Consider the following 20,378-nt stretch of genomic DNA (forward strand, 5'->3'; position numbering starts at 1 on the left):
AGCAGCCGCATCTACGCCTTGCCCCCGGTGACGACCTCGACGCTGCCGGTCAGCCGCTCGCAGGTGGCGATCGCGGCCGAGGTGTCCTCGCCGGTGACCACCAGTTGGCCCAGTCGGTCCCAGTTGCCGCGCAGCGGGTTCACGGTGGCGCCCGGCGCGATGTCGAAGTCGAAGGCGACGACCGACGGATCGGCGCGCACCTCCTCCACGCCGCGCACCTCGGTGACCCTGCCCGGGGTGCCGATCAGGAACCGGGTGGCCGCGGCGCGCTTGGGCTCGGGCCGGTCCGGCAGTTCCTCCACCAGCCGGAAGGGCCAGCCGATGGTGTACGTGTCGAGGTCGATGCCGTAGGCGGCGTGCACCATCTCGTTGATCCGGTCGCCGCCGACCCGGTTGTGCGACTCGACCACCCGCGGCCCCCGCGCGGTCAGCTTGATCTCGGTGTGCGCGGGCCCGTCGGCCAGCCCCATCGCGTCCAGGAACGTCACCGTGGCCTCGACGACCGCCTGCTCGAGCGCCGGGTCGAGCCGGGCCGGCAGGGCGTGCCCCAGCTCGACAAAGCCGGTGCCCAGCACGGCCTTCTCGGTGACCGCGATCACCACGTGCCGGCCGGCGAAGCTGAAGCTCTCCACGCTGTACTCCGGGCCGTCCAGGAACTCCTCGGCGAGGAAGTCGCCCACCGGGAAGAACCGGGCCCACTGGTTGGCGCCTTCGCGCCGCAGCTCGTCGATGCGCGCCCACACCGCGTCGAGCTTGTCCTCGCCGGTGACCTCGATGACGCCGAAACTCGCGGTCACCGCGGTCGGCTTGACGATGAAGGGGTAGCCGTGCGCCGCGCCGAAGGCGGCCAGGTCGGCCGGCTCGCGCAGCAGCGCGTGCGCCGGTCCCGGCACGCCGGCCGCCGCCAGGTGCTCGCGCATCAGCGCCTTGTCGGTGAAGCGGTGGCTGACCTCGTACGACGTACCGCCCAGCGCCAGCAGGTCGTTGACCCGGCCGGTGGGGTCCAGGCCCGGCTCGGTCAGCGACAGCGCGGCGGCGAAGCCCCAGGCCTCGTGCGCCGCGGTGGCCAGCGGGCGCAGCACCCGCCAGTCGGTGTAGTCCCCGAGCAGCGCGCCGGCCACCAGCTCCTGGTGCGCGGGCCCGTACTGCTCCTTGACCTGGATGTGGACGACGTCCAGGCCGAGCGCCCGGGCCTTCTGGACGATCTTGAGCTTTCCGCCGATGATCAGCACCGTACGGTCGGGGTTCATGGTGCTCCTGTTGGGGCCGGCCCGCCGGTGCGGCGCTGCGGCCGTGCGGCGGTGGTGGGTCGGTGGGGTGGTGCTGGCCGGGCGGGCGTACGGGACCCCGCACGCCCGCCCGCGGGTCACACGGACGTGCCCTCGACGGGCTGTCCCTCGGCCTCCCAGCCGGGCAGGCCGCCGATCATCTCCTTGACGCGGTAGCCCAGCGCGGCGAGCTTCGCGGCACCCTTGGTGGCGCCGTTGCAGTGCGGGCCCCAGCAGTAGGTGACATACAGCGTGTCCCGGTCCAGGCCGAGGCCGTCGGCGCTCTCCGGGGTGATCTCCCAGTGCGGCAGGCTCACCGCACCGGCCGCGTGGCGCTCCGCGTACGCCTCCCGGCTGCGCACGTCCAGCACGGTGAAGCCGGTGATGCCCTGCTGGAGGTCGTGCCACACGTCGGACGGGTCGCACTCGAAGTGCAGCTTGCTGAGGAAGAACGCGGTGGCGGCCGACGGGTCGGCGGCCGGGACGTCGAACAGCTTGCTCTTGGGGGAGAACAGGGCGTCGAGGTCGGTGCTCATGATCGGATCTCCTGTGACGTACGGTCCGGCGTGCCGGTCTGACGTGTCGGCCTGACGGGCCGTCAGCGGGCGCGGACGGCCTCGATCGCGCGCTCGATCTGGTTCACGTGCGCCAGGTCGTGGGCGGCGGACTTGCGGACCATCTCGTCGAACGTCTCCGGGCCCTGCTCGCCGTGTACGCCGGTCCGGCTCCACAGCTCCCGCGGGGTGGCCGCGATCAGCGCGATGTTGGAGGCGCGCAGGCCCTCCCAGGCGGTCAGGAGCTGCTGGAAGGGCAGCCGGGCCAGGGGGGTCCACAGCTTCTCGTCGTAGCCGGGGTAGACCGGGTCGTCCTCGGTGAGGACTTTCCGCCACCGGAAACCGTAGACGATGTCCACGTCGAACAGGTGGGCCACCACGGCGGCGGCCGGCCACTCGCCGGGCTCCGGCTCGGCGTGCACGATCTCGTCCGGCAGGTCGCCGAGCAGCCGGCGCACCTCGGGGGCGGTCGCGCTCAGCGCCTCCAGCGGGTCCTTCTCGCCGATCAGGTCGAGCAGCGCCTGCTTGTACGCCTCCGGCTCCAGGGTGGCGTCCGGGATCTCGATGGGCTCGATCACGAGGATGTCCTTTTCTTTCTCGGTCGGTACGGGGGAGTCGGTGCGGTTCAGGGGGTCAGAGCGTGAGGACGGCCGCGATGCCGCAGACGGCGAGCGCGGCCACGGCGGGCACCGCCGGTATCCGCGCCGCCGCCGGCCCGGCCCGCAGCGCCGCCGCCCCACCCAGCAGATACGCCGCCCAGGTCGCGACGGCCGGCCCGCCGAGCAGCCCGGTGACACTCCAGCCGAACGCCCCGGCGCCGCACAGCAGCACGCCGACGGCCACGCCGACGCCGACGGTGGCCCGCGCGGCGGCTGCGGCCGGCCGGGCGGAGGGCCCGGTGCTTCCGGCGGTCGCGGGGGCGGGCTCGGTGGGGGTCGCGGGTGCTTCGGGGAGCGGCGAGGCGGGTGCGGTGGTATGTACGGCTGACCGGGCGGAAGGCCCGGCGGTCAATGCGGTCGCGGGGGCGGGTTCGGCGGGGGTCGTGGGTGCTTCGGGGAGCGGCGAGGTGGGTGCGGTGGTACGTGCAGCCGATAGGGCGGCGGCTGCGGCGCTTCCGGCGGTCGCGGGGGTGGATACGGCGGGGGTCGTGGGTGCTTCGGGGAGCGGCGAGGTGGGTGCGGCAGTACGTACAGCTGATAGGGCGGAGGGTCCGGCGGCCGTGGCGGCGGGTTCGGTGGGGGCGGTGGGCGTTTCGGGGAGCGGTGAGGCGGGGCCGGTGGTACGTACGGCTGTCCGGGCGGAGGGCAGGGCGGGTTCGGTGAGAGCGGGCAGCGATTCGGCGTGCGGCGAGGCCGGCCCGGCGTGGTGCGTGGCCGGCCCCGGCGCGGGTGACGGCCCGGACGGCCGCGGTACGGTCACCCGCTCCGGTACGGCCTGCCGCTCCGGTACCGTCTGCCGCGCCGCGACCGCCGGAGCGGCGCCCCGGCCCCACCGGTGACGCAGCCTCAGCAGGAACGACCCAGCGGCCTCGATGTTCGTGGCGCAGTAGGTGGCGAGGAGCAGCGCCGCGGCGACCGCGGCGGTACGGGTCACGGGGCCGGGCGCGCCGGGGGAGGGGGGCAGGGCGGCCCGCAGCCACAGGGCCGGGACCAGGCAGGCGGCCGTCACGAGCAGCGCGCCGGTCAGCACGGCGGCCGCGGTGCGGCGTAAGCCGGCGAGGCCGGGGGCGATCCGGGCCACCCGTTCCCAGCCGACACCGGCGAAGAGCAGCAGGAAGGCCGCGGCCCACCAGCGGTGACCGCCGCCGGGCACCAGGCCGGCGGCGGACAGCAGTGCGGGGTCGGCGCACAGCACGACGGCCAGCAGCCAGGCCGCGGCCGGACGCGCGCGCCGCCACCCGGCCGGCGGCAGCACGCCGCGCGCGGCGAACCCCGTCGCCAGGACCGGCACGAGCAGCGCCCACCACGCCGCCTGGCCCGTACCGGTGCCGAGTCCCGCGGCGGCCAGCCGCCACGCGGCGAGCGCGATGGCGGCCTGACCGACCGTGAAGCCGGCCAGGTACAGCGCCGTCACGGCGTCCTCCGCGCGCGGCCCGAGGGCCCGGCCGGTGACCTCGGCCAGCGACCCGGGGCCGGTGCGGGAAAGAGCCAGCGCGCCGATCGCCAGGCAGAACAGGGTTCCCGTGCCGAGCGTGAAGGCCCATGCCCAGGGCGCGGCGCCGCCGGCGAGCCCGGCGGCCACCGGCGGCATGAGCAGCAGGCCGGCGCCGAGGACACCCTCGGCGACGGCCAGCCCCTCCCGCAGCGGCACGGTCACGCGCGCCCCGCTCCGATCGGCCGGAACAGCTCGGAGAAGCCCAGCGGCAGCCGCGCGCCCGGGGCGAGCACCCGGTCCGCGCCCGTCGCGGCGAGCGGCGGGATGCGCCGGACCGGGTCGGCCCAGGCCAGGCCGAGACCCCGCCACACCTTCTCGGCGAAGTAGGGCATCACCGGGGCCGCCGTCGCCGCGAGCCGGGCCAGCAGCTCCAGGTGGGTGCGCAGCACCACGCCGTTCCCGGCGCCGGGGGCGTCCCAGCCCTCCGTGTCGGCCGCCAGCGCCTGGACGGCGTCGCGGATCGCGGCGGTGGCGGCCTGCGGGCTGAACACCGCGGGCTCCAGCGCCCGTCCGGCCTCGGCGAGCAGCCGCACCGCACGGCCGGGCGCGCCCTCGCCGGCCAGCGACGGGGCGTCGGCGGGCACGGTGCCGCCGTGCTCGGCGGCCAGCGCCTCCAGCCGGTCCAGCCACCGCTGGAGGCCGCCGACCAGCACGTCGTCCACGACCGCGGTGAACTCCTTCATCGCGAAGTTGGTCTGCTCCCGCTCGGGGCCGGTCAGGCACAGGTGGAAGCGCAGCACGTCGGCGGGCACGGTACGCAGGAAGTCCCCGCCCCAGATCGCGTGGTCGCGGCTGGTGGAGAACTTCTCGCCCTCGAGCCGGTAGAACTCGTTGATGACCACCTGGGTCGGCAGCGTCAGCCCGCCGTGGGCCATCAGCAGTGCGGGCCACAGCACCGCGTGGGAGAAGCTGCAGTCGAAGCCGATGAAGTGGACGATCTCCGCGCCGCTGTCCTCCTCGGCGCCGCCCGGCGTGCCGTCGCCGGCCCACAGCTCCTCCCAGTGGTCCGGGTGCCCCTGGGCGGCGGTCAGCCGCGCGGTGCCCGCGACATATCCCCAGATCCCGCTGAACCAGGTGTCGAGCACGTGCCCCTCCCAGCCCGGCAGCGGCACCGGGATGCCGTAGTCGGCCTCCCGGCTGACCGGGGTCAGCGGCAGCGGTCCGGCCAGCAGTCCCTCCAGGTATGCGGTCAGCCGCGGGCGCCACTCGGCGGCGGCGCCGGCCGCGGCGACGTAACCCGTCAGCCGCTCCCGGTAGTCGTCGAGCGGGAAGGCGATCCGCTTGAGCGTACGGGTCTGCGCAGGCTCCCAGCAACGGGTGCATTTGGGGTCGGACAGCCCCGCCGGGTCCTGCGCCAGGCCGCACGCCTCGCAGTACACCCCGTCCGAAGGGTCGCCGCAGTACTGGCAGTTGCCGCGCACCTCGGCCTCGTACAAGTAGCGGTCGCAGGTGCCGCAGTGGAACACCGGCAGTTCGCGGACCTCCAGCGCGCCCTTCTCCCACAGGCCCAGGAAGAAGCGCTGGACGGTCCGGGTGTGCACGTCGTCGGTCAGCGGCCGGGTGAACCAGTCGTGGTGCATGGCGCCCAGCGAGAGGGTCTCCTCCATGCGGTTGCCGAACAGCAGCGCCGCGTCGTGCGCCGTGATCCCCAACTCCTCGGCGCGGCGCGGGACGTAGCAGGAGTGCTCGTCGGAGTAGCCGACGTAGAGCACCTCGCGGCCGGCCTGCCGCAGCCGCCGGGCGAGCACGTCCGCGCCGAGGAACGGCCCGGCGAGGTGCCCGAGGTGCAGGTCGCCGTTGGGGTTGGGTGGGGCGCTGGTGATGATGGCGGGCCTGGTCGTGGTCATCGCGGGATCGGTCCTTTGGTCGTACGGACGAGGCGGACGGCGGGCGGGACGGTCGGCGCGGCCGGGGGCGCCGGGGCGTGCGGTACGGCCGGGGCGGGCGCGTTCTCCTGCGGCGCCTCCTCGGTCAGCCCGGTCAGCGACTCGGGATTGCCGGGGGCGGCCGCGCGTGCGGAGCGGGGCTGGACCATCGCGGGCGGCAGGAACACCCGGGAACCGGCCGGCACCGAGTCGGTGAGCACCACGTGCGCCCCGATCAGGCAGTCGGCGTCGACCGTGATCGGGCCGAGCACGCTGGCGTTGGTGCCGATCACCACCCGGTCGCCGATCACCGGGTGGCGCCGCGCGCCCGAGGCCCGTCCCAGGTCCTTCCACCAGCCCACCGATCCGAGGGTGACCTGGTGGTAGAGCATCACGTCGTCACCGATCACGACCGTCTCGCCGATCACCACGGCGGCTCCGTGGTCGACGAAGAAGCGGCGGCCGATGGTGGCACCGGGGTGGATCTCCACGCCGGTGCGCCGCCGCGCGTACAGCGAGACGGCCCGCGCGGCCAGGGTGCGGCGGTGCCCGTAGAGCCAGTGCGCGACCCGGTGCAGCCACAGCGCGTGGATGTGCGGGTAGAGCAGCACCTCCCAGCGGCTGTGCGCCGCCGGGTCCTTGTCCAGGACGACGTCCAGGTCCTCCCGCATGCGCGCGACCAGCAGCCGCAGCCGCCGGCCGGGACGGCGGCTGCGCGGGCCGGCGTCGCCGCCCTGCGCTCCGGACGCGTCCACGTCACATGTGCCCATAGGGGAAGTCACTTCCTGCGGGAGTCCCGGCGCCGAAGCGCCCGGGGCGGTAGGGGGCCAGCAGTTCCTCGGGCGCGCCGCCGGTGACCTCGGCCGCCACGAGCTCGCCGACCGCGGGGGCGGTCTTGAAGCCGCCGCCGCTGAAGCCGGTGCAGGCGTAGAGCCCTTCCGGGCCCACCGGGCCGATCAGCGGGCGCCGGTCGGGGGTGTAGCCGTCGAGCCCGGAGCGGCTGCCGTCGATCAGCGCGCCGGTCAGCGCGGGCACCCGCGGGGCCAGGTTGCGGCGGGCCGCGTCGACCTCGGCGCCGGTCAGCGGCGTGGGCCAGCCGTCCAGCGGCACCGCCGGATCGGCCGGCACCCCGAACCACAGGCCGCCGTCCGCCTCGGGGCGGAAGTACGTGCCCAGGGTGTCGTCGATGCACACCGGCAGCGCGTGCCCGGGCTCGCCGGTGCGGCCGCGGGCGATGCCGATGCGGCGCGGCTCGACCGGCAGGTCCACCCCGGCGGTCGCGGCCGGCTCCCGGGACCAGGCGCCGCCGGCCAGCAACACCAGCGGGGCGCTGAACGCGCCGAGGTTGCCGGTCACTCCGGTGACCCGGTCGCCGGAGACCGTCACCGAGGTGACCCGCACGCCCTCGGCGAGGACCGCGCCGCGCCGCCGCGCGGAGGCCAGCAGGTCGCTCGCCGCGGCGGCGGGGTCGGCGTAGCCGCCGTCCGGCTCGAAGGAGACCGCGACCGGCCGGTCCAGGCGCAGTCCCGGGTACTCGGCGGCCAGTTCGTCCGCCTCGGTCAGATACGCCCGGCCGCCGGCCTCCTGCACCGCGGCGGTGTTCTTGGCCAGGCTGTCCGCGTAGCTCTCCGCCACGACCATAGCGAAGCCGGTGCGCCGGTAGCCGCAGTCACCGCCCACCCGCTCCGCCCAGTCCTGGTAGGCGCGCAGGCCCTGGACGGCCAGGCGGGTGTCGGCGTGCGTGGTGTGGTGCTGGCGCAGCAGCCCGCCGGAGCGGGAGGTCGCGCCGGCCCCGGGGAACCGGCCCTGCTCGCAGACCAGCACCCGGCGCAGGCCGCGCAGCATCAGGTGGTGCGCCAGCGACGCGCCCACCACGCCGCCCCCGACGACGATCGCGTCGTACGGCTGCCCGTCGGTCACCGCGTGCCCTCCGCGGCGGCGGCTTCGGTGGGCTCTGCCTGCTCCGGCTGCTCCGGCTGCTCCGGCTGCTCCGGCGCGACGCCGAGCCGCTCGGCCCACTGGGCGCGCTCCTTGGCCACGGCCTCCGCGCCGCCCCACCAGATGCTCACGAACACCAGCCGCTCGGTGCCGGTGTTGGTCAGGTCGTGCTCGACGAAGGGCGTCATGTACAGCGTGTCGCCGTAGCCGACCTCGCGCACCTCGTCGCCCAGGCGCCAGCGGCCCTGGCCCGTCACGATGAAGAAGATCTCCTTCTCGTCGTGGGCGTGCGGGGTGATCGTCTCGCCGGGATCGACCGCTACCCATGCGCCGCCCCAGAACGGCTCCTCCACGCCCGGGAACGGGAAGATCCGGCGTGCGTGGGTGTTGTAGGCGGGCTCGTGCACCAGCTCGTCGTGCTTCCAGGAGAAGGCGTGCATGCGGAAGGCTCCTTCGTCGCGGCGGGTCGGCCGGGGGTGGCCGGGGGGCCGGTAATGGCCGGGTTCGGCCGGTTCAGCGGGGCAGGGGCGCCACGGGCTCGGGCTCGGGCGCCGGGCGGACCGGCCGTGCGCGGCCGGGCGTGTCCTCGGTACGGTGCGCCGCCAGGTCGGTGAGGATCTGCTCGGCACGCACGGCGATGGTGCTGAAGGAGGTCGCGCTGTTGATGCCGTGCCGCCACTCGGTGATGCCGTTGAGGTAGACGCCGACCGTGCACTCCGGTCCGGTCTCCAGCCGGAAGGCCCGGGTGACCAGCGGGTCGCCGTACTCGTCGAACCGGACGTGCCGGCGCAGCGGCTCCAGCAGCGCGGGGAAGCGCGGCTCGCGGAAACCGGTGCACAGCACCACGACGTCCGCCTCCAGCTCCTCGACCGCGCCGCTGTGCACCTGACGGGTCGTCAGCTTGTAGGCCCCGGAGGGGGTGGGCTCACAGGCCTCGACCGACACCCGGCGGCGGAAGTCCAGCCGGCCGGGACCGAAGTGCCGGTCCTCGTAGGCGAGCTGGTACAGCCCGGTGCTCACGTCCGGGTCCACGCCCGCGTAGTTGGTGGAGTGCACCTCGGCGAACACCGACTCGCGCTGGCCGCGGTCCAGGGCGTAGAAGTAGTCGACCTCGCCCGGGAAGTACGCCTCGTTGCTGAAGTGGCCCAGGTTGTACAGCCGGAAGCCGGAGTTGCGGGCCAGTGAGGTGATCCGGGCCTGCGGGTAGGCGGACGCCAGGTGCAGCAGCGCCTCGCCGGCGTTCTGGCCCGCGCCGACCACCGCGATCCGCAGGTTCGCCTCCCGGGGCAGCGACCGCAGGTGCGCCAGGTACCCCGAGGAGTGGAACACCCGCTCGCCGAGCACGTCGGCGAACAGCTCCGGCACGTACGGCTGGTGACCGGTGGAGACCAGCACGTTGCGGGCCAGGTGGGTGGCCGTGGCGCCGGTCGCGGTGTCCCGGGCGACCACGCGGGCGGTACGCACCACCCCGTCGTCGTCGGTCACCGGCGCCACCTCCAGCACCTCCTGCCGGTAGCGCACCGGCTGGTCGAGCGAGGTCGCGACCCACTCCACGTACGCCGACCACTCCTGCCGGCTGACGTAGCCGCCCAGCAGCGTGAAGGGGTAGAGCCGGCCCACTTCCTTCAGGTAGTTGGGGAAGGTGAAGCGGCTGCGCGGGTTGCGCGGCCCGGCCAGGTCGCGCAGGAAGTGGTGCTGGATGTCGGTGCCGGGCAGCAGCATGTCCGGCTGCCAGGCGGAGGACTTCGCGCGCTCCAGGAACAGCGCGGTCGGCTGCGGGCCGACCGCCGCGCCGTGCCGGGCGCAGGCGGCCTCCTCCGCGGCGTCGTCCAGCGCCGTGGCCACCGCCAGGGCGGCCGGGCCGTAGCCGACTCCGACCAGGTCGACCGGATCGGCCGTACCGAGCCGGGCTGTCGGACCGTCCGGATCGGACCCGTCGGGACGGCCGGAGCGGATGTCAGCGCTCATGGGTTCCTCCTGCGGTGCGCGGATGTACGGTCGGGCCGGTACCGGGCGCGGCGCGCCCCCGCCGGCCCCGGCGGGCGGGAGCCGGACTCACCCGGCCGCCTCGGTGAAGGCCCGGTCGAGGATGTCCACGACGAACCCGATCTGCTCCTCGGTCACGTTCAGCGGCGGCAGCAGCCGTACGACGGTGTCGTCGCGCCCGCCCACCTCGCAGATCAGGCCGCGCTGCAGGGCCTCGCGCTGCACCGCCCGGGCCATCGCCGTGACGGTCTGCGAGGTCGCGTCCGGTCCGGCGTCCGGGTCGGCCAGCTCGATGCCCCACATCAGCCCGAGTCCGCGCACGTCGTTGATCCAGCGGTGCCGCCCGGCCAGGGCCGGCAGCAGCTCCGCCAGCTGGGCCCCGCGCTCGCGCACGTTCTCCAGCACCCGCTCCTCGCGGATCACGTCGAGGGCGGCCACACCGGCGGCGAAGGCGAGCTGGTTGCCGCGGAAGGTGCCGATGTGCGCGCCCGGCTCCCACACGTCCAGCGCCTGGTCGTACATCAGCACCGACACCGGCAGGCCGATGCCGCTGAGCGCCTTGGAGGCGACCACCACGTCCGGCTCGATGCCGTACTGCTCGAAGGCGAACCAGGTGCCGGTGCGGCCGCAGCCGGTCTGCACCTCGTCCACGATCAGCGGGATGTCCAGCTTCCGGGTGATCTCCCGCACCTGGCGGGCGAACTGCGCGGTGGCCGGCACGACGCCGCCCTCGCCCTGCACCATCTCCATGATCACCGCGGCGGGCCGGGTGACGCCGCCGTTCGGGTCGGTCAGCACCCGCTCCAGGTAGGTCGCGCAGTTGGTCTCGCAGGTCTCCGGCCGCAGCCCCAGCGGGCAGCGCGCGCAGGAGGAGAAGGGGAAGAAGTGCACGCCCGGCAGCGCGCCGCCGACCTTGCCCTTCGTCTCGGTGTTCCCGGTCAGCGCCATCGCCGCGGCGGTGCTGCCGTGGAAGGCACCCTGGAAGGAGACGACCTCGCTGCGGCCGGTCGCGATCTTGCACAGCTTGATGGCCGCCTCGACGCCGTTGGCGCCGGTGGGACCGCAGAAGTGCATCCGCATCCGGTCGCGCAGGCCCGGCGGCAGCATCGCCAGGTGGCGTTCGGTGAACTCCGCCTTCGCCGGTGTGGGCAGGTCCAGGCCGTGCACGAAGGTGTCGAGCTGGCGGCGCACCGCCTCGGCCACCACCGGGTGGTTGTGGCCGAGCGAGAGCACGCCGGCTCCGGTCAGGGCGTCGAGGAAGACGTTGCCGTCCGCGTCCTCGATCCAGGGACCCTGGGCGCGCTCCACCGCGATGGGCAGCCAGCGCGGATAGCTGCGCGCGTTCGACTCCGAACTCGCCTGCCGCGCCAGGTACTTCTGGCTGAGCGGCCCCGGTACGGCGGTGCGCACCACGGGAGCACTGTGCGTGTTCATCCTGTCCGATCCATGGAAGGAGGGATCCGGCGCGCGCCGGGATCCGGGTCGAGTGGGAAGTGGGGGGAGGGGTGGCGGCCGGCCGTCAGACGGCGACGGACGCCGTGGCGCGGGCGGCCAGCCGGTCGCGCAGACCGGTACGGATCACGTCGGCGCGCAGCGAGAGCAGGCTGAACGAGCCGGCGTCGCCGATGCCGTGGCTGGACTCGCACAGGCCGTTCAGGAACAGCGGCGGCATGCCGCCGGGGACGTCGGACTCCAGGCTGTAGTCGACGTTCACCGCCAGATGCCCGTCCTCGTCGAAGCGCAGCCGGCCGGCCACGCCCGCCAGCAGCGGCGGGTAGGCCTCCTGGTGCGGCAGCGGCCCCAGGTCCCGGAAGCCGGTGGCGATCACGACCAGGTCGAACGCCTCCTCGGTCAGCTCGCCGGTGTGCGTCTCACGGATCCGCAGCGTGACCTCGCGCCCGTCGTCCTCGGCGGCGATCACCTGCCGGTTGCCCTGCACGAACACCTTCTGGTCGCCGTCCAGCCGCTGCTCGTAGATCCGCAGGTACAGCTCCTTGAGCACGTCGTCGTCGGCCGAGGAGTAGTTGGTGGCGCGCATGTACGCGTCCAGTTCGCGCTTGCTGGCCCGGCTTGCCCGGTAGTAGTAGTCGGTGAAGCCGGGGAAGTAGCCCTCCTCGCTGAACGGGCTGGTGTCCTTCAGCCGCAGCGAGAAGGAGCGGACCAGGTCCACCACTCGGGCCTGCGGGAAGCGCCGGGACAGGTCCAGGGTGAGTTCGACAGCGCTCTGGCTGCCGCCGATCACCGCGATCCGGGCCGGCGCCTGCTCCAGCTCCCGCAGCCGGTACAGATACTGCGTCAGGTGGAACACCCGCGGCGAGGACATGGTGTCGAACGGCGCCGGGACGTAAGGGGTGCGGCCCGGGCCCACCACCAGGGACCGCCCGGTGCGGCGCGCCCCCTGCTCGGTGGTGACCGCGAACACCGGCTCGCCGCGGTGCTCGGCGACCTCGACGTCGGCGACCCGCTGCCCGTACTCCACCAGGTGGTCGAAGTGCCGGGTGACCCAGGACACGTACTGCGCGTACTCCTTGCGCAGCGGGAACTCGGCCGCCACGTTCAGGTGCTCCAGCAGCCGGTCCTCCTCGTACAGGTAGTTGAGGAAGCTGTAGCGGCTGCGCGGGTTGCGCAGGGTGACCAGGTCCCGGGAGGGGTGGTTCTGGATGTTGGAGCCCTCCAGCATCATCCCGCCCTGCCACACCGGGTCCTGGCGGCCTTCGAGGAAGTGGGCGCGCAGTCCCGGGTCGGCCTCCTCCAGGGCGATGGCGAGGGCGAGATTGGCCGGGCCGAAGCCGATGCCGAGCACGTCGTACGGCTCGTCCTCGTCCGGGGTGGTCTGCTGATGCGGAACGGGCATGGCTCGAGTCACTTTCCTTCCAGCGGGCCGGCTCCGGCCGCCGCGTCTTCATGGGCGGGCGGCGCGGACACGGGACGTATGTGCGGGAGGGTCGGATTGCCGTAGAAGTCCAGGCGCACCCCGGTGAAGGCTTCGGCGTCGAAGACCCGGTGGTGGGTGCGGAACCACAGCGGGACGATCGCCAGGTCCTCCGCCACGGCGATCCGCTCCGCCTCGCGGAACCAGCGGTCGCGTTCGGCGGCGTCCCGGCTGCCGCGGGCCCGCTCCAGCGCGGCGTCGAAGGCCGGATTGACGTACCGGCCCTCGTTGTCGCCGTGCGCGACGCCGTCGGCGTCCGGGCGGGTGCAGGAGGAGTGGAGCAGCGGGAAGAGCACATTGTCGGGCGTGGGGTAGTCGAACGCCCAGGCCGCCCGGCACAGCCCGCGGGCGTCCGGTCCGGTCCGGTACTCCACGAGCTGACGCGGCGTCATGGCGTGGGTGCGCACGTCCAGTCCGAGGACCGTGCGCAGTTGCCTTGCCACCGCCTCGATCCACGGCTCGTGGCCGGCGCCGGTGTTGTACGCCAGGTCCAGCGCCGTGCCCGGCGAAAGACCCGCCTCCGCCGCGCACTTGCGGGCCAGTTCCGGATCGTGCCGGACACAACTGGGCGCCAGGTCCGGCTGATGTGCGCCGGGCAGCGAGGGCGGGACCAGGGACGCGGCGCGGGTGCGGTAGCCGCCGAAGACCTCCGCGATGATCGCGTCGCGGTCGATCGCCCAGGACACGGCCTCGCGGGCGGCCCGCCGGTCCATCGGCGGCCCCATGAGGAACGGCAGCAGGTAGTTCACGCCGGCCAGGTCCTGTTCCAGGAACCCGTCCGGGTGCGACCGGGCGGCCTCGGCCAGGTTCTGCGGGGGGATGCGGGCGAAGTCGAACCGGCCGTCCAGGAAGCCCTGGTACTCCCGTTCCACCGCGTCCGCCGGGTCGAGCAGGGTGATCTCGACGACGTCGAGGGCCGGCGGCTCGCCGAACCAGTGCTCGTTGCGCACCAGTCGGATGCCCTCGTGGTGCCGCCACGGCCCGTCCAGCCGGAACGGCCCGTTGCCGACCGGCTCGTCGTTGAAGACGGGGTCGAGCGCGCCGCCGGCCACCCGCGGCACCGGGCTGAAGACCGGCTGGAGCGTCTTCTTGTCGAACTCGAAGTCCGGTGCCGTCAGCCGCACCACCAGCGTCGCCGGATCCGGGGCCAGCACCCCGGACAGCTCCGGCGTCCGCCCGGCCACCGCGTCCGCGCAGCCCTCGACGCCCGCCAGGTGGTACGTCGTCTCCGACCCGGCCACCGGATCGCAGGCCCGGCTCCACGCCCGGCGGAAGCTGTCGGCGTCCACCGGTTCGCCGTTGCTGAACCGGACGTCGGTGCGCAAGGAGAAGGTCCAGGTCAGACCGTCGTCCGTGCAGTCCCAGCGGTGCGCGACGGCCGGCTCCAGCCGCCCCTCGCCGTCCACGGTCAGCAGACCGACGAACAGCGCCTTGGTGACCAGGATCCCCTCGACCTCCTGCGAGCGGTACGGATCGATCGCCGTCGGCTCGGTCAGCGCCAGCCGGAAGACCGCCGGACCGCTGTGTCCGGGCGAGCCGCCGCGCTCCTGCGGTGCGAGTGGTGAGGGCATGCCGAAGAACTCCTGAGCTGCGGACACGCGGGCACGGCGAACCGGCACCGGGTGTCACCGGCGAGGAAAACTGCGTGGGATGGATTTGTGTCGCCGCCCGGCAGAACTGCCGGACCGCACCGGGGTGCGGCCGTCCGGCACGAGGCGGCAGAACTGCCCTTGCCCGGTACAGGACGTCAGTGGCCTGCAGGGCTTACGGCGCTGTCGATCCTGCAAGACGAGCAGATGGGGAGTAAAGCGCTTCCGCTGTCCGATGCCAGTCGTGGCAACACCTGGCCACCACACCCGTCCGGGGGGCCGCCGGGCCCGGGCAGGACGCCGACCAGGCACGCGGCCCGCGCCGGCCGGCCCGCGTGCGGCCGCCCGCCGCGGTCCGACGTGACCGGCGCCACCCGGCGCTCCCGCCCGGTCGGCGCTCCCGGCCGCCCGTTCGCCGCCCGCCGCGCCGGCCCGTCAAGTGCACCGGACCAGCGCACCCGGACCGGCGCGGCCCGATCAGCGCTTCCGGATCCCAGCGCTCCCGGATCCCAGCGCACCCGGATCTCGTGCGCCCGGATCCCAGCGCACCCGGATCAGTGCACCCAGCCCAGCACCGATGCGCGGACGCCCAACTGGTAGCGACTGGTCACCCGCAGATCCGCCATCAGGCCGCCGATCAGGCGGCCCAGGGTGCGGACCGAGATGCCAAGGCTCCGGGCGATGGCCTCGTCCTTCATGCCGTCGGTGAGCATCCGCAGCACCGCCCGCTGCTGCTCGGTCAGCCGGGGCGCCCCGCGCCGGTCCACGGCGGCCGGGACGGACCGTTCGGCCCGCTCGGGCCGCTCGGCCGGGTCGCCGGCGCCGCGCCGCTGCTCGAGTGCGGTCGCCTCGGCCTGCGCCCGGTGCTCGGCGAGGGGAGCGGCCGACAGCCAGCAGAAGTCGAAGACCTCGCGCAGCGCCTCACCCAATTCCCGGCCGCGCAGCACCACCGCGGCGGGCTGCGCGCGCGGCACGAGGCGTTCCACCACCGCCAGCGAGGAGTCCGCCACCAGCAGCCGGAACGGCGTGTGCGCCATCAGCCGGACGTCGGCGCCGGTTTCGGCCAGCTCCTGGAGGTTGGTCAGCCCCTGCGGCGTGCGGGCGGTGGACATCAGGTGGATCACCCGGGCGGCCGGCTGCCCGGCGTCAGCGCGCCCTGCCCCGGGCCGCGCCAGCATGCCCGCCGTCACCGGCACCGCGTGGTGCATGCTGACCACCTCCCGGCGCGCCCCCCGCCCCGCCTCCAGCAGCAAGGCGTCGATCCGCTCCCGGCCCAGCACCACCGTGGCGTTGCCGCCCCCGGCCTCCCGCGCGTACAGGGCGTCGTACTCGGCGACGATCGCCGCCATCGTGGTCCGCAGTGTGCGGATCCGGCGCATCGCCGTGTTCAGCTCCGCCTCGTTCTGGTCGATCAGGTGCATCAGGCTGACCCTGGGCGAGGCGGCCGTCAGCCACGGGCGGCTGCGCGGCAGGCCCGTGGCCGACGCCGGCTCGCCGTCGTCGCACGCCTGCCAACCCGGGCGCGTGTGGTCCGTACCCCCTAAGGCGTCCAGGCCTTCCAGCTCCACCGCCGGGACGACCACCTCCAGGTCCATCAGCCGGCCGAGCGCGGCCTCGATGTCCTGCGCGGCGTAGCCCGACTGCCGCTGCACGTCCAGCGGATCGGCGTTCGGATCGCTCAACAGCACCTGGTACAGGTGTCTGTCTCCCGCTGTGTCCATCCCGTGGTCCATCCGGCTTTCGTCCCCCTGTTGTCGACATCGTCGGCTCGACGAGCAGGCCTCCCCAGGGGCGCGTCCGGCACATCCCGTCCGTCCGTACACGGTCCGTTCGCCGGATGCGGCCCAGGCCTGTCTCGTTCGGGACATGTCTACTATCAGACGCCCCCGGCTCTGGCTCTTCGAGCCGAAATTGCCCATCATGCTCACAGGGGCCCCGCTGGTCACAAGGCTGCCCGCGCGCCACCGGCAAGCCCGGCACGGCGAGCGCTCCCGTCCGTCCCGCCGGCTCCGAACGGAGAGCATGACTACCCAGCCATCAGCCCCGGACAGCACCGGAGCCGGACCGCGGAGCAAGGGCTGGCGGGCCGGTGCCGGACGGCTGGTCACCGACGCCCTGGTGCCGGCCTCCGGGATCGGCCGCCGGCTCGCCGGCATCGCCGTCATCGACTCGCTGGGCAGCGGCATGTTCTACGCCGGCTCCGCCCTGTACTTCACCAACGTGGTCGGCCTGAGTGCCGGACAGGTCGGCCTCGGCCTGTCGCTGGCCGGACTCGCCGGGCTGCTGGGCGCGGTGCCGCTGGGCATCCTGGCCGACAAGGTCCGGGCCGGACGCGTCTACGTCGGGCTCCAGTTGTGGCGGGGCCTCGGCTACGCCGCCTACTGCGTCACCAACAGCTTCGCCCTCTTCGCCGTCGTGGCCTGCTGCATCGGCCTGGCCGACACGGCGGTGCCACCGGTCAGCCAGGCCGTGGTGAGCGCCGTGGTCTCGCCGGCCGAGCGGGTGGACACTCTTGCCAAGATCCGCGCGGCCCGCAACGTCGGGTTCGGCGTCGGGGCGCTCGTGGCCACCGCCGGCATTCAGATCAGCTCCAATTGGGGCTTCACGACCTTGGTCGCCGGCAACGCCGTCTCCTTCGCGATCTGTGCCCTGCTGCTCCAGCGCGCCGGCGTGACCCGGCTGGACACCGTGGCCGCGCCCTCCACCGCCCGGCGCCCCACCCTCACCCACGACGCGCGCTACGTGGGCGTGGCGGTGCTCAACGGCCTGCTGTCCATGCACCTCACCCTGCTGCCGCTGGCCCTGCCGCTGTGGATCAGCCACCACACCCGGGTCCCGATCGGGGTGTACGGCCCGTTGTACGTGCTCAACACCGTGATGGCGGTGGTCCTTCAGGCCCGCTTCGCCCGGCCTGCCGACAAACTCCCGGGCGCCGTCGCCTCGTTGCGCTGGGCCGGCTACGCGCTCGCCGGATTCGCCGTCGCCTGCTGGGCGATGGGCCGCATCCACACGGTCTGGATCGGCGTGCTCCTCGCGATCCTCGCGGCCGTCCTCGTCACCTGCACCGAACTGCTCCAGTCGGCCGGCGGCTGGACCATCTCGTACGAACTGGCCCGGCCCGACCGCCGCGCCCAGTACCTGGCGACCTTCCAGCTCGGCACCGCCCTGCAGTCCATCGCCGCCCCCGCGATGCTCACCGCGCTGGTGCTCCCGCACACGCTGGGCTGGCCGGTCTTCGCGGTCGGCGCCGTCCTGGTCGGCCTCGCCGTCCACCCGATCGTGCGGCACCACCCGGTCGTCGCGGCCCAGTTGGCCGGGGAGAGCGACGGCGCGGACAGCGACGGCGCCATGCCGGCGGCCGTGGCCGAACCGGACGCGACGGCCTCGGCGGAGGCCGGCACCGTGTCCTGAGCGCACCGATCGCCCGGGCCATGGCGAAGGGCGCCCGATGACGGCCTGAGTTCGACTTCTGGCTTGGACGCCCTTCAGCCCCGGACTCTACGGGCGCGGCGCGCGTCGCCGCGGTCCCGTATCGCCCGTTCGGCCCACCGGCCGCCCCGCGCCCACCGGATCGGGTGACCGGCGGTCAAGGACGGTCCGGGCGCATCGCGACCGCCTTGAAGAAGGTGTAGTGGAAGGTGCCGTCCTGCCCGGCGGTCCGCCGCAGGTCGGCGATGCCGCGCGCCCAGTCGGCCGGCGTGGTCAGGCCCGCCGCCACCGCCTGGTCCCCGGCGGACTCGATCATCGGGATGAAGGTGCCGCGGGTGAAGCCGGCCACCAGGTCCGGGCGGGACGGGTCGGCGTAGACCGTGCGGGGAGCGACGGAGACGTCCGCGTATCCGGCCCGGGTCAGCAGCGGGTGGAGCCGCCGGCCGAGCAGGGCGTCACCGCCCGCCGCGGCCTGCAACCGGACCTGGTGGCCGATCGCGGCACGGGCGTGTGCGCTGTCCGGGTGGAAGAAGGCCGAGCCGTGGTCGCCCTCGATCACCGTCATGGTGCCGGCCGGCCGGAGCACCCGGCGCACCTCCCGCAGCGCCCGCACCGGGTCCGCCAGGTGTTCCAGCACGAAGCACACGAAGACGTGGTCGAAGGAGTCGTCCGGGAACGGCAGCCGGAACAGGTCGCCGTGCACCCACTCCACCCGCGCCCCCGGCGCCTGCGCGGCCACCCGGGACCGGGCTCGCGCCAGCGAGTCCGCGGAGACGTCGAGAGCGACGAACTGCGCGCCGGGGCTGGCCGCCACCAGGTGCACCGTCTGCGCGCCCACCCCGCAGCCGGCCTCCAGCACCCTGCTGCCCGCCGGATACCGGGTGCCCGCGTGCAGCAACGCGGCCAGCGTGTCGGCCTGTTCACCCAGCCGGCGCGCCTCGCCCGTCGAGTACCCGTGCACGTAACCGGCTGCCCGCCGCTGTTCCGTGCCTGCCTTCGTCGTCGTGTCCACACCCCGAGCCTGCTGCCACAATGGACCGGTGAACAGGTCCAACGGGCAGGGCTCGCACAGGTCCAAAGGGGGCGGTTCGGATTTCCTCCACCTGAGCATCGGCGACGCCCCGGCCGGCGGACGCGCCGACTGGCTGGCCGGGCGGATACGGGACGCGATCGGCGACGGCCGCCTGCCGCTCGGCAGCCGGCTGCCCGCCACCCGCACGCTTGCGGCCGACCTGCACGTCTCGCGGGGTGTGGTCACCGAGGCGTACCGGCGGCTGGCCGAGGAAGGGCATGTCGCGGGGCGCGGCCGCAACGGAACGGTGGTCGTGGCCGCGCCCGTCGGCACCCGCGCCCCGGCCCCCGCCGCGCCACCGGGCGTCGCCACGCCCCCCTTTGGCGCACCGCCCGGCCCGGACGCCTTCGACCTGCTGCGGGCGGCCCCGGCCCGGATCGACCTGTCGCCCGGCACGCCCGACCTCACCGCCTTCCCGCGCGCGGCCTGGCTGCGCGCCGAACGCGCCGTCCTGCGGGACCTGCCGGCCGTCGGCCTCGGCTACGCCGACGCGCGCGGCGCCCCCGCCCTCCGCACGGCCGTCGCCGGCTGGCTCGCCCGCAACCGCGGCATCGTCGCCGACCCCGCCGGCATCCTCGTCGTCGCCGGTACGGCCCAGGCGCTGACCCTGCTCGGGCGGGTGCTGCGCGCCGACGGCACCGACGCGGTGGCCGTGGAGGACCCCGGCTCGCTCGGCACCCGCCAGCATGTGGCCGGCACCGGGCTGCGCACCCCGCCGGTCCCGGTCGACGCCGCCGGCCTGCGGGTCGACGCCCTGCGGGCCACCGGCGCCCGGGCGGTCCTGCTCACCCCGGCCCACCAGTTCCCCACCGGCGTCGTGCTCAGCGGAGAGCGCCGCCGTGACCTGCTCGGCTGGGCCCGCGACGGCGGCCTCGTGATCGAGGACGACTACGACTCCGAGCACCGCTACGACCGCCCGCCGGTGCCCGCGCTGCGCGCCCTGCTCGCCGAACACGTCTGCTACGCCGGCAGCGTCTCCAAACTCCTCGCGCCCGCCCTGCGCATCGGCTGGCTGCTCCCGCCGCCCCGCCACTTCGACGCCCTGTTCGCCGCCAAGCGCTACGCCGACCTCGGCAACTCCGCCCTGCCCCAGCTCGTCCTGGCCCGTCTGATGGAGTCGGGCGAACTCGACGCCCACCTGCGGCTGTTGCGCACCCGGCACCGCCGGCGGCGCGACACCATGATCGCGGCGATCCGCACGTACCTGCCCGGGGCCACCGTGCACGGCGCGGCAGCGGGCCTCCACCTGACGGTCACCTTCGAAGGGCCCGGCACTCCCGACGCGGACCCGGCCCGCCTCGCCGACCGCGAGCTCGCCGCAGCCGCCCTGGCCCGCGGGGTGAAGGTCCAGCCCCTGTCCTGGCACGCCCAGCGCCCCCTGCCGCCCGGCCTCGTCCTCGGCTACGCCGCCGCCACCGGCACGCAGATCCATGAGGGCGTGGCGGCTATCGCGGACGCCGTACGGGAGTTGTGGGGCGCGGCTGTGACGGCGGGCGCGGACTCCCGGGCGTGAGGCGGGCCGACGGGGCCGGTGCCTGCCGCCGATCACCCACCGCGGGTGATTCAGGTTGCTCATGTCAGGTGCCTTGCG

Annotated in this window: 16 protein-coding genes; 2 read left to right on the forward strand and 14 right to left on the reverse strand. The window is 74.5% G+C overall.

Translation table 11 applies throughout. The features are described from left to right. Positions 1-11: 11 nt before the first annotated feature. From ITX44_RS06075 to ITX44_RS06135, 13 genes are all read right to left on the reverse strand, one after another. Positions 12-1,250, reverse strand: a complete 1,239-nt coding sequence (locus tag ITX44_RS06075) for an ATP-grasp domain-containing protein (protein WP_205355991.1) — start codon at positions 1,248-1,250, stop codon at positions 12-14. A gap of 116 nt (positions 1,251-1,366) precedes the next feature. Beyond that, complete coding sequence (locus ITX44_RS06080; protein ID WP_205355992.1) at positions 1,367-1,804, reverse strand: rhodanese-like domain-containing protein; 438 nt, start codon at positions 1,802-1,804, stop codon at positions 1,367-1,369. 62 nt (positions 1,805-1,866) lie between these two features. Further along, positions 1,867-2,400 (reverse strand): DinB family protein, encoded by a 534-nt coding sequence (locus ITX44_RS06085; protein WP_205355993.1) that lies wholly within the window; start codon positions 2,398-2,400, stop codon positions 1,867-1,869. A gap of 55 nt (positions 2,401-2,455) precedes the next feature. Continuing rightward, positions 2,456-4,138, reverse strand: coding sequence for a hypothetical protein (locus ITX44_RS06090; RefSeq protein ID WP_205355994.1), 1,683 nt, complete (start codon positions 4,136-4,138; stop codon positions 2,456-2,458). Then, positions 4,135-5,823, reverse strand: a complete 1,689-nt coding sequence (locus ITX44_RS06095; RefSeq protein ID WP_205355995.1) for a class I tRNA ligase family protein — start codon at positions 5,821-5,823, stop codon at positions 4,135-4,137. The genes ITX44_RS06090 and ITX44_RS06095 overlap by 4 nt, the downstream gene beginning before the upstream one ends. After that, positions 5,820-6,611 carry a serine O-acetyltransferase EpsC gene (epsC, locus tag ITX44_RS06100; RefSeq protein ID WP_236060144.1) on the reverse strand — a complete coding sequence of 264 codons (792 nt, stop codon included), beginning with the start codon at positions 6,609-6,611 and terminating at the stop codon, positions 5,820-5,822. Before epsC ends, ITX44_RS06095 begins: the two co-directional genes overlap by 4 nt. Beyond that, positions 6,598-7,761: an NAD(P)/FAD-dependent oxidoreductase gene (locus ITX44_RS06105; RefSeq protein ID WP_205355996.1), complete on the reverse strand. Its 1,164-nt coding sequence runs from the start codon at positions 7,759-7,761 to the stop codon at positions 6,598-6,600. The genes epsC and ITX44_RS06105 overlap by 14 nt, the downstream gene beginning before the upstream one ends. After that, on the reverse strand, positions 7,758-8,219 hold the full coding sequence (locus tag ITX44_RS06110; RefSeq protein ID WP_205355997.1) for a cupin domain-containing protein: 462 nt from the start codon (positions 8,217-8,219) through the stop codon (positions 7,758-7,760). The genes ITX44_RS06105 and ITX44_RS06110 overlap by 4 nt, the downstream gene beginning before the upstream one ends. A gap of 73 nt (positions 8,220-8,292) precedes the next feature. After that, on the reverse strand, positions 8,293-9,747 hold the full coding sequence (locus ITX44_RS06115; RefSeq protein WP_205355998.1) for a SidA/IucD/PvdA family monooxygenase: 1,455 nt from the start codon (positions 9,745-9,747) through the stop codon (positions 8,293-8,295). 87 nt (positions 9,748-9,834) lie between these two features. Continuing rightward, a complete protein-coding gene (locus tag ITX44_RS06120; protein ID WP_205355999.1) occupies positions 9,835-11,199 on the reverse strand; it encodes a diaminobutyrate--2-oxoglutarate transaminase family protein in 1,365 nt (454 codons plus the stop codon). 85 nt (positions 11,200-11,284) lie between these two features. After that, positions 11,285-12,619: a lysine N(6)-hydroxylase/L-ornithine N(5)-oxygenase family protein gene (locus ITX44_RS06125; RefSeq protein WP_205356000.1), complete on the reverse strand. Its 1,335-nt coding sequence runs from the start codon at positions 12,617-12,619 to the stop codon at positions 11,285-11,287. Between the two features lie 8 nt (positions 12,620-12,627). Then, positions 12,628-14,295 (reverse strand): peptide ABC transporter substrate-binding protein, encoded by a 1,668-nt coding sequence (locus ITX44_RS06130; RefSeq protein WP_205356001.1) that lies wholly within the window; start codon positions 14,293-14,295, stop codon positions 12,628-12,630. Between the two features lie 545 nt (positions 14,296-14,840). After that, entirely contained in the window at positions 14,841-16,007 is a 1,167-nt protein-coding gene (locus tag ITX44_RS06135; RefSeq protein ID WP_205356002.1) for a helix-turn-helix transcriptional regulator, read from the reverse strand. Between the two features lie 301 nt (positions 16,008-16,308). On the opposite strand from ITX44_RS06135, the gene ITX44_RS06140 reads away from it, so the two are divergent. Further along, complete coding sequence (locus ITX44_RS06140; RefSeq protein ID WP_205356003.1) at positions 16,309-17,697, forward strand: MFS transporter; 1,389 nt, start codon at positions 16,309-16,311, stop codon at positions 17,695-17,697. Between the two features lie 175 nt (positions 17,698-17,872). Here the strand turns inward: ITX44_RS06140 and ITX44_RS06145 are convergent, their stop codons facing one another. Next, positions 17,873-18,727, reverse strand: a complete 855-nt coding sequence (locus ITX44_RS06145; protein ID WP_307795122.1) for an L-histidine N(alpha)-methyltransferase — start codon at positions 18,725-18,727, stop codon at positions 17,873-17,875. 28 nt (positions 18,728-18,755) lie between these two features. Here ITX44_RS06145 and pdxR point away from each other — a divergent pair, with 28 nt between their 5' ends. Then, on the forward strand, positions 18,756-20,300 hold the full coding sequence (gene pdxR, locus ITX44_RS06150) for a MocR-like pyridoxine biosynthesis transcription factor PdxR (protein WP_205356005.1): 1,545 nt from the start codon (positions 18,756-18,758) through the stop codon (positions 20,298-20,300). Positions 20,301-20,378 lie beyond the last annotated feature (78 nt).

The organism is Actinacidiphila acididurans, assembly GCF_016918855.1.
GTDB classification, from domain to species: Bacteria; Actinomycetota; Actinomycetes; order Streptomycetales; family Streptomycetaceae; genus Actinacidiphila; species Actinacidiphila acididurans.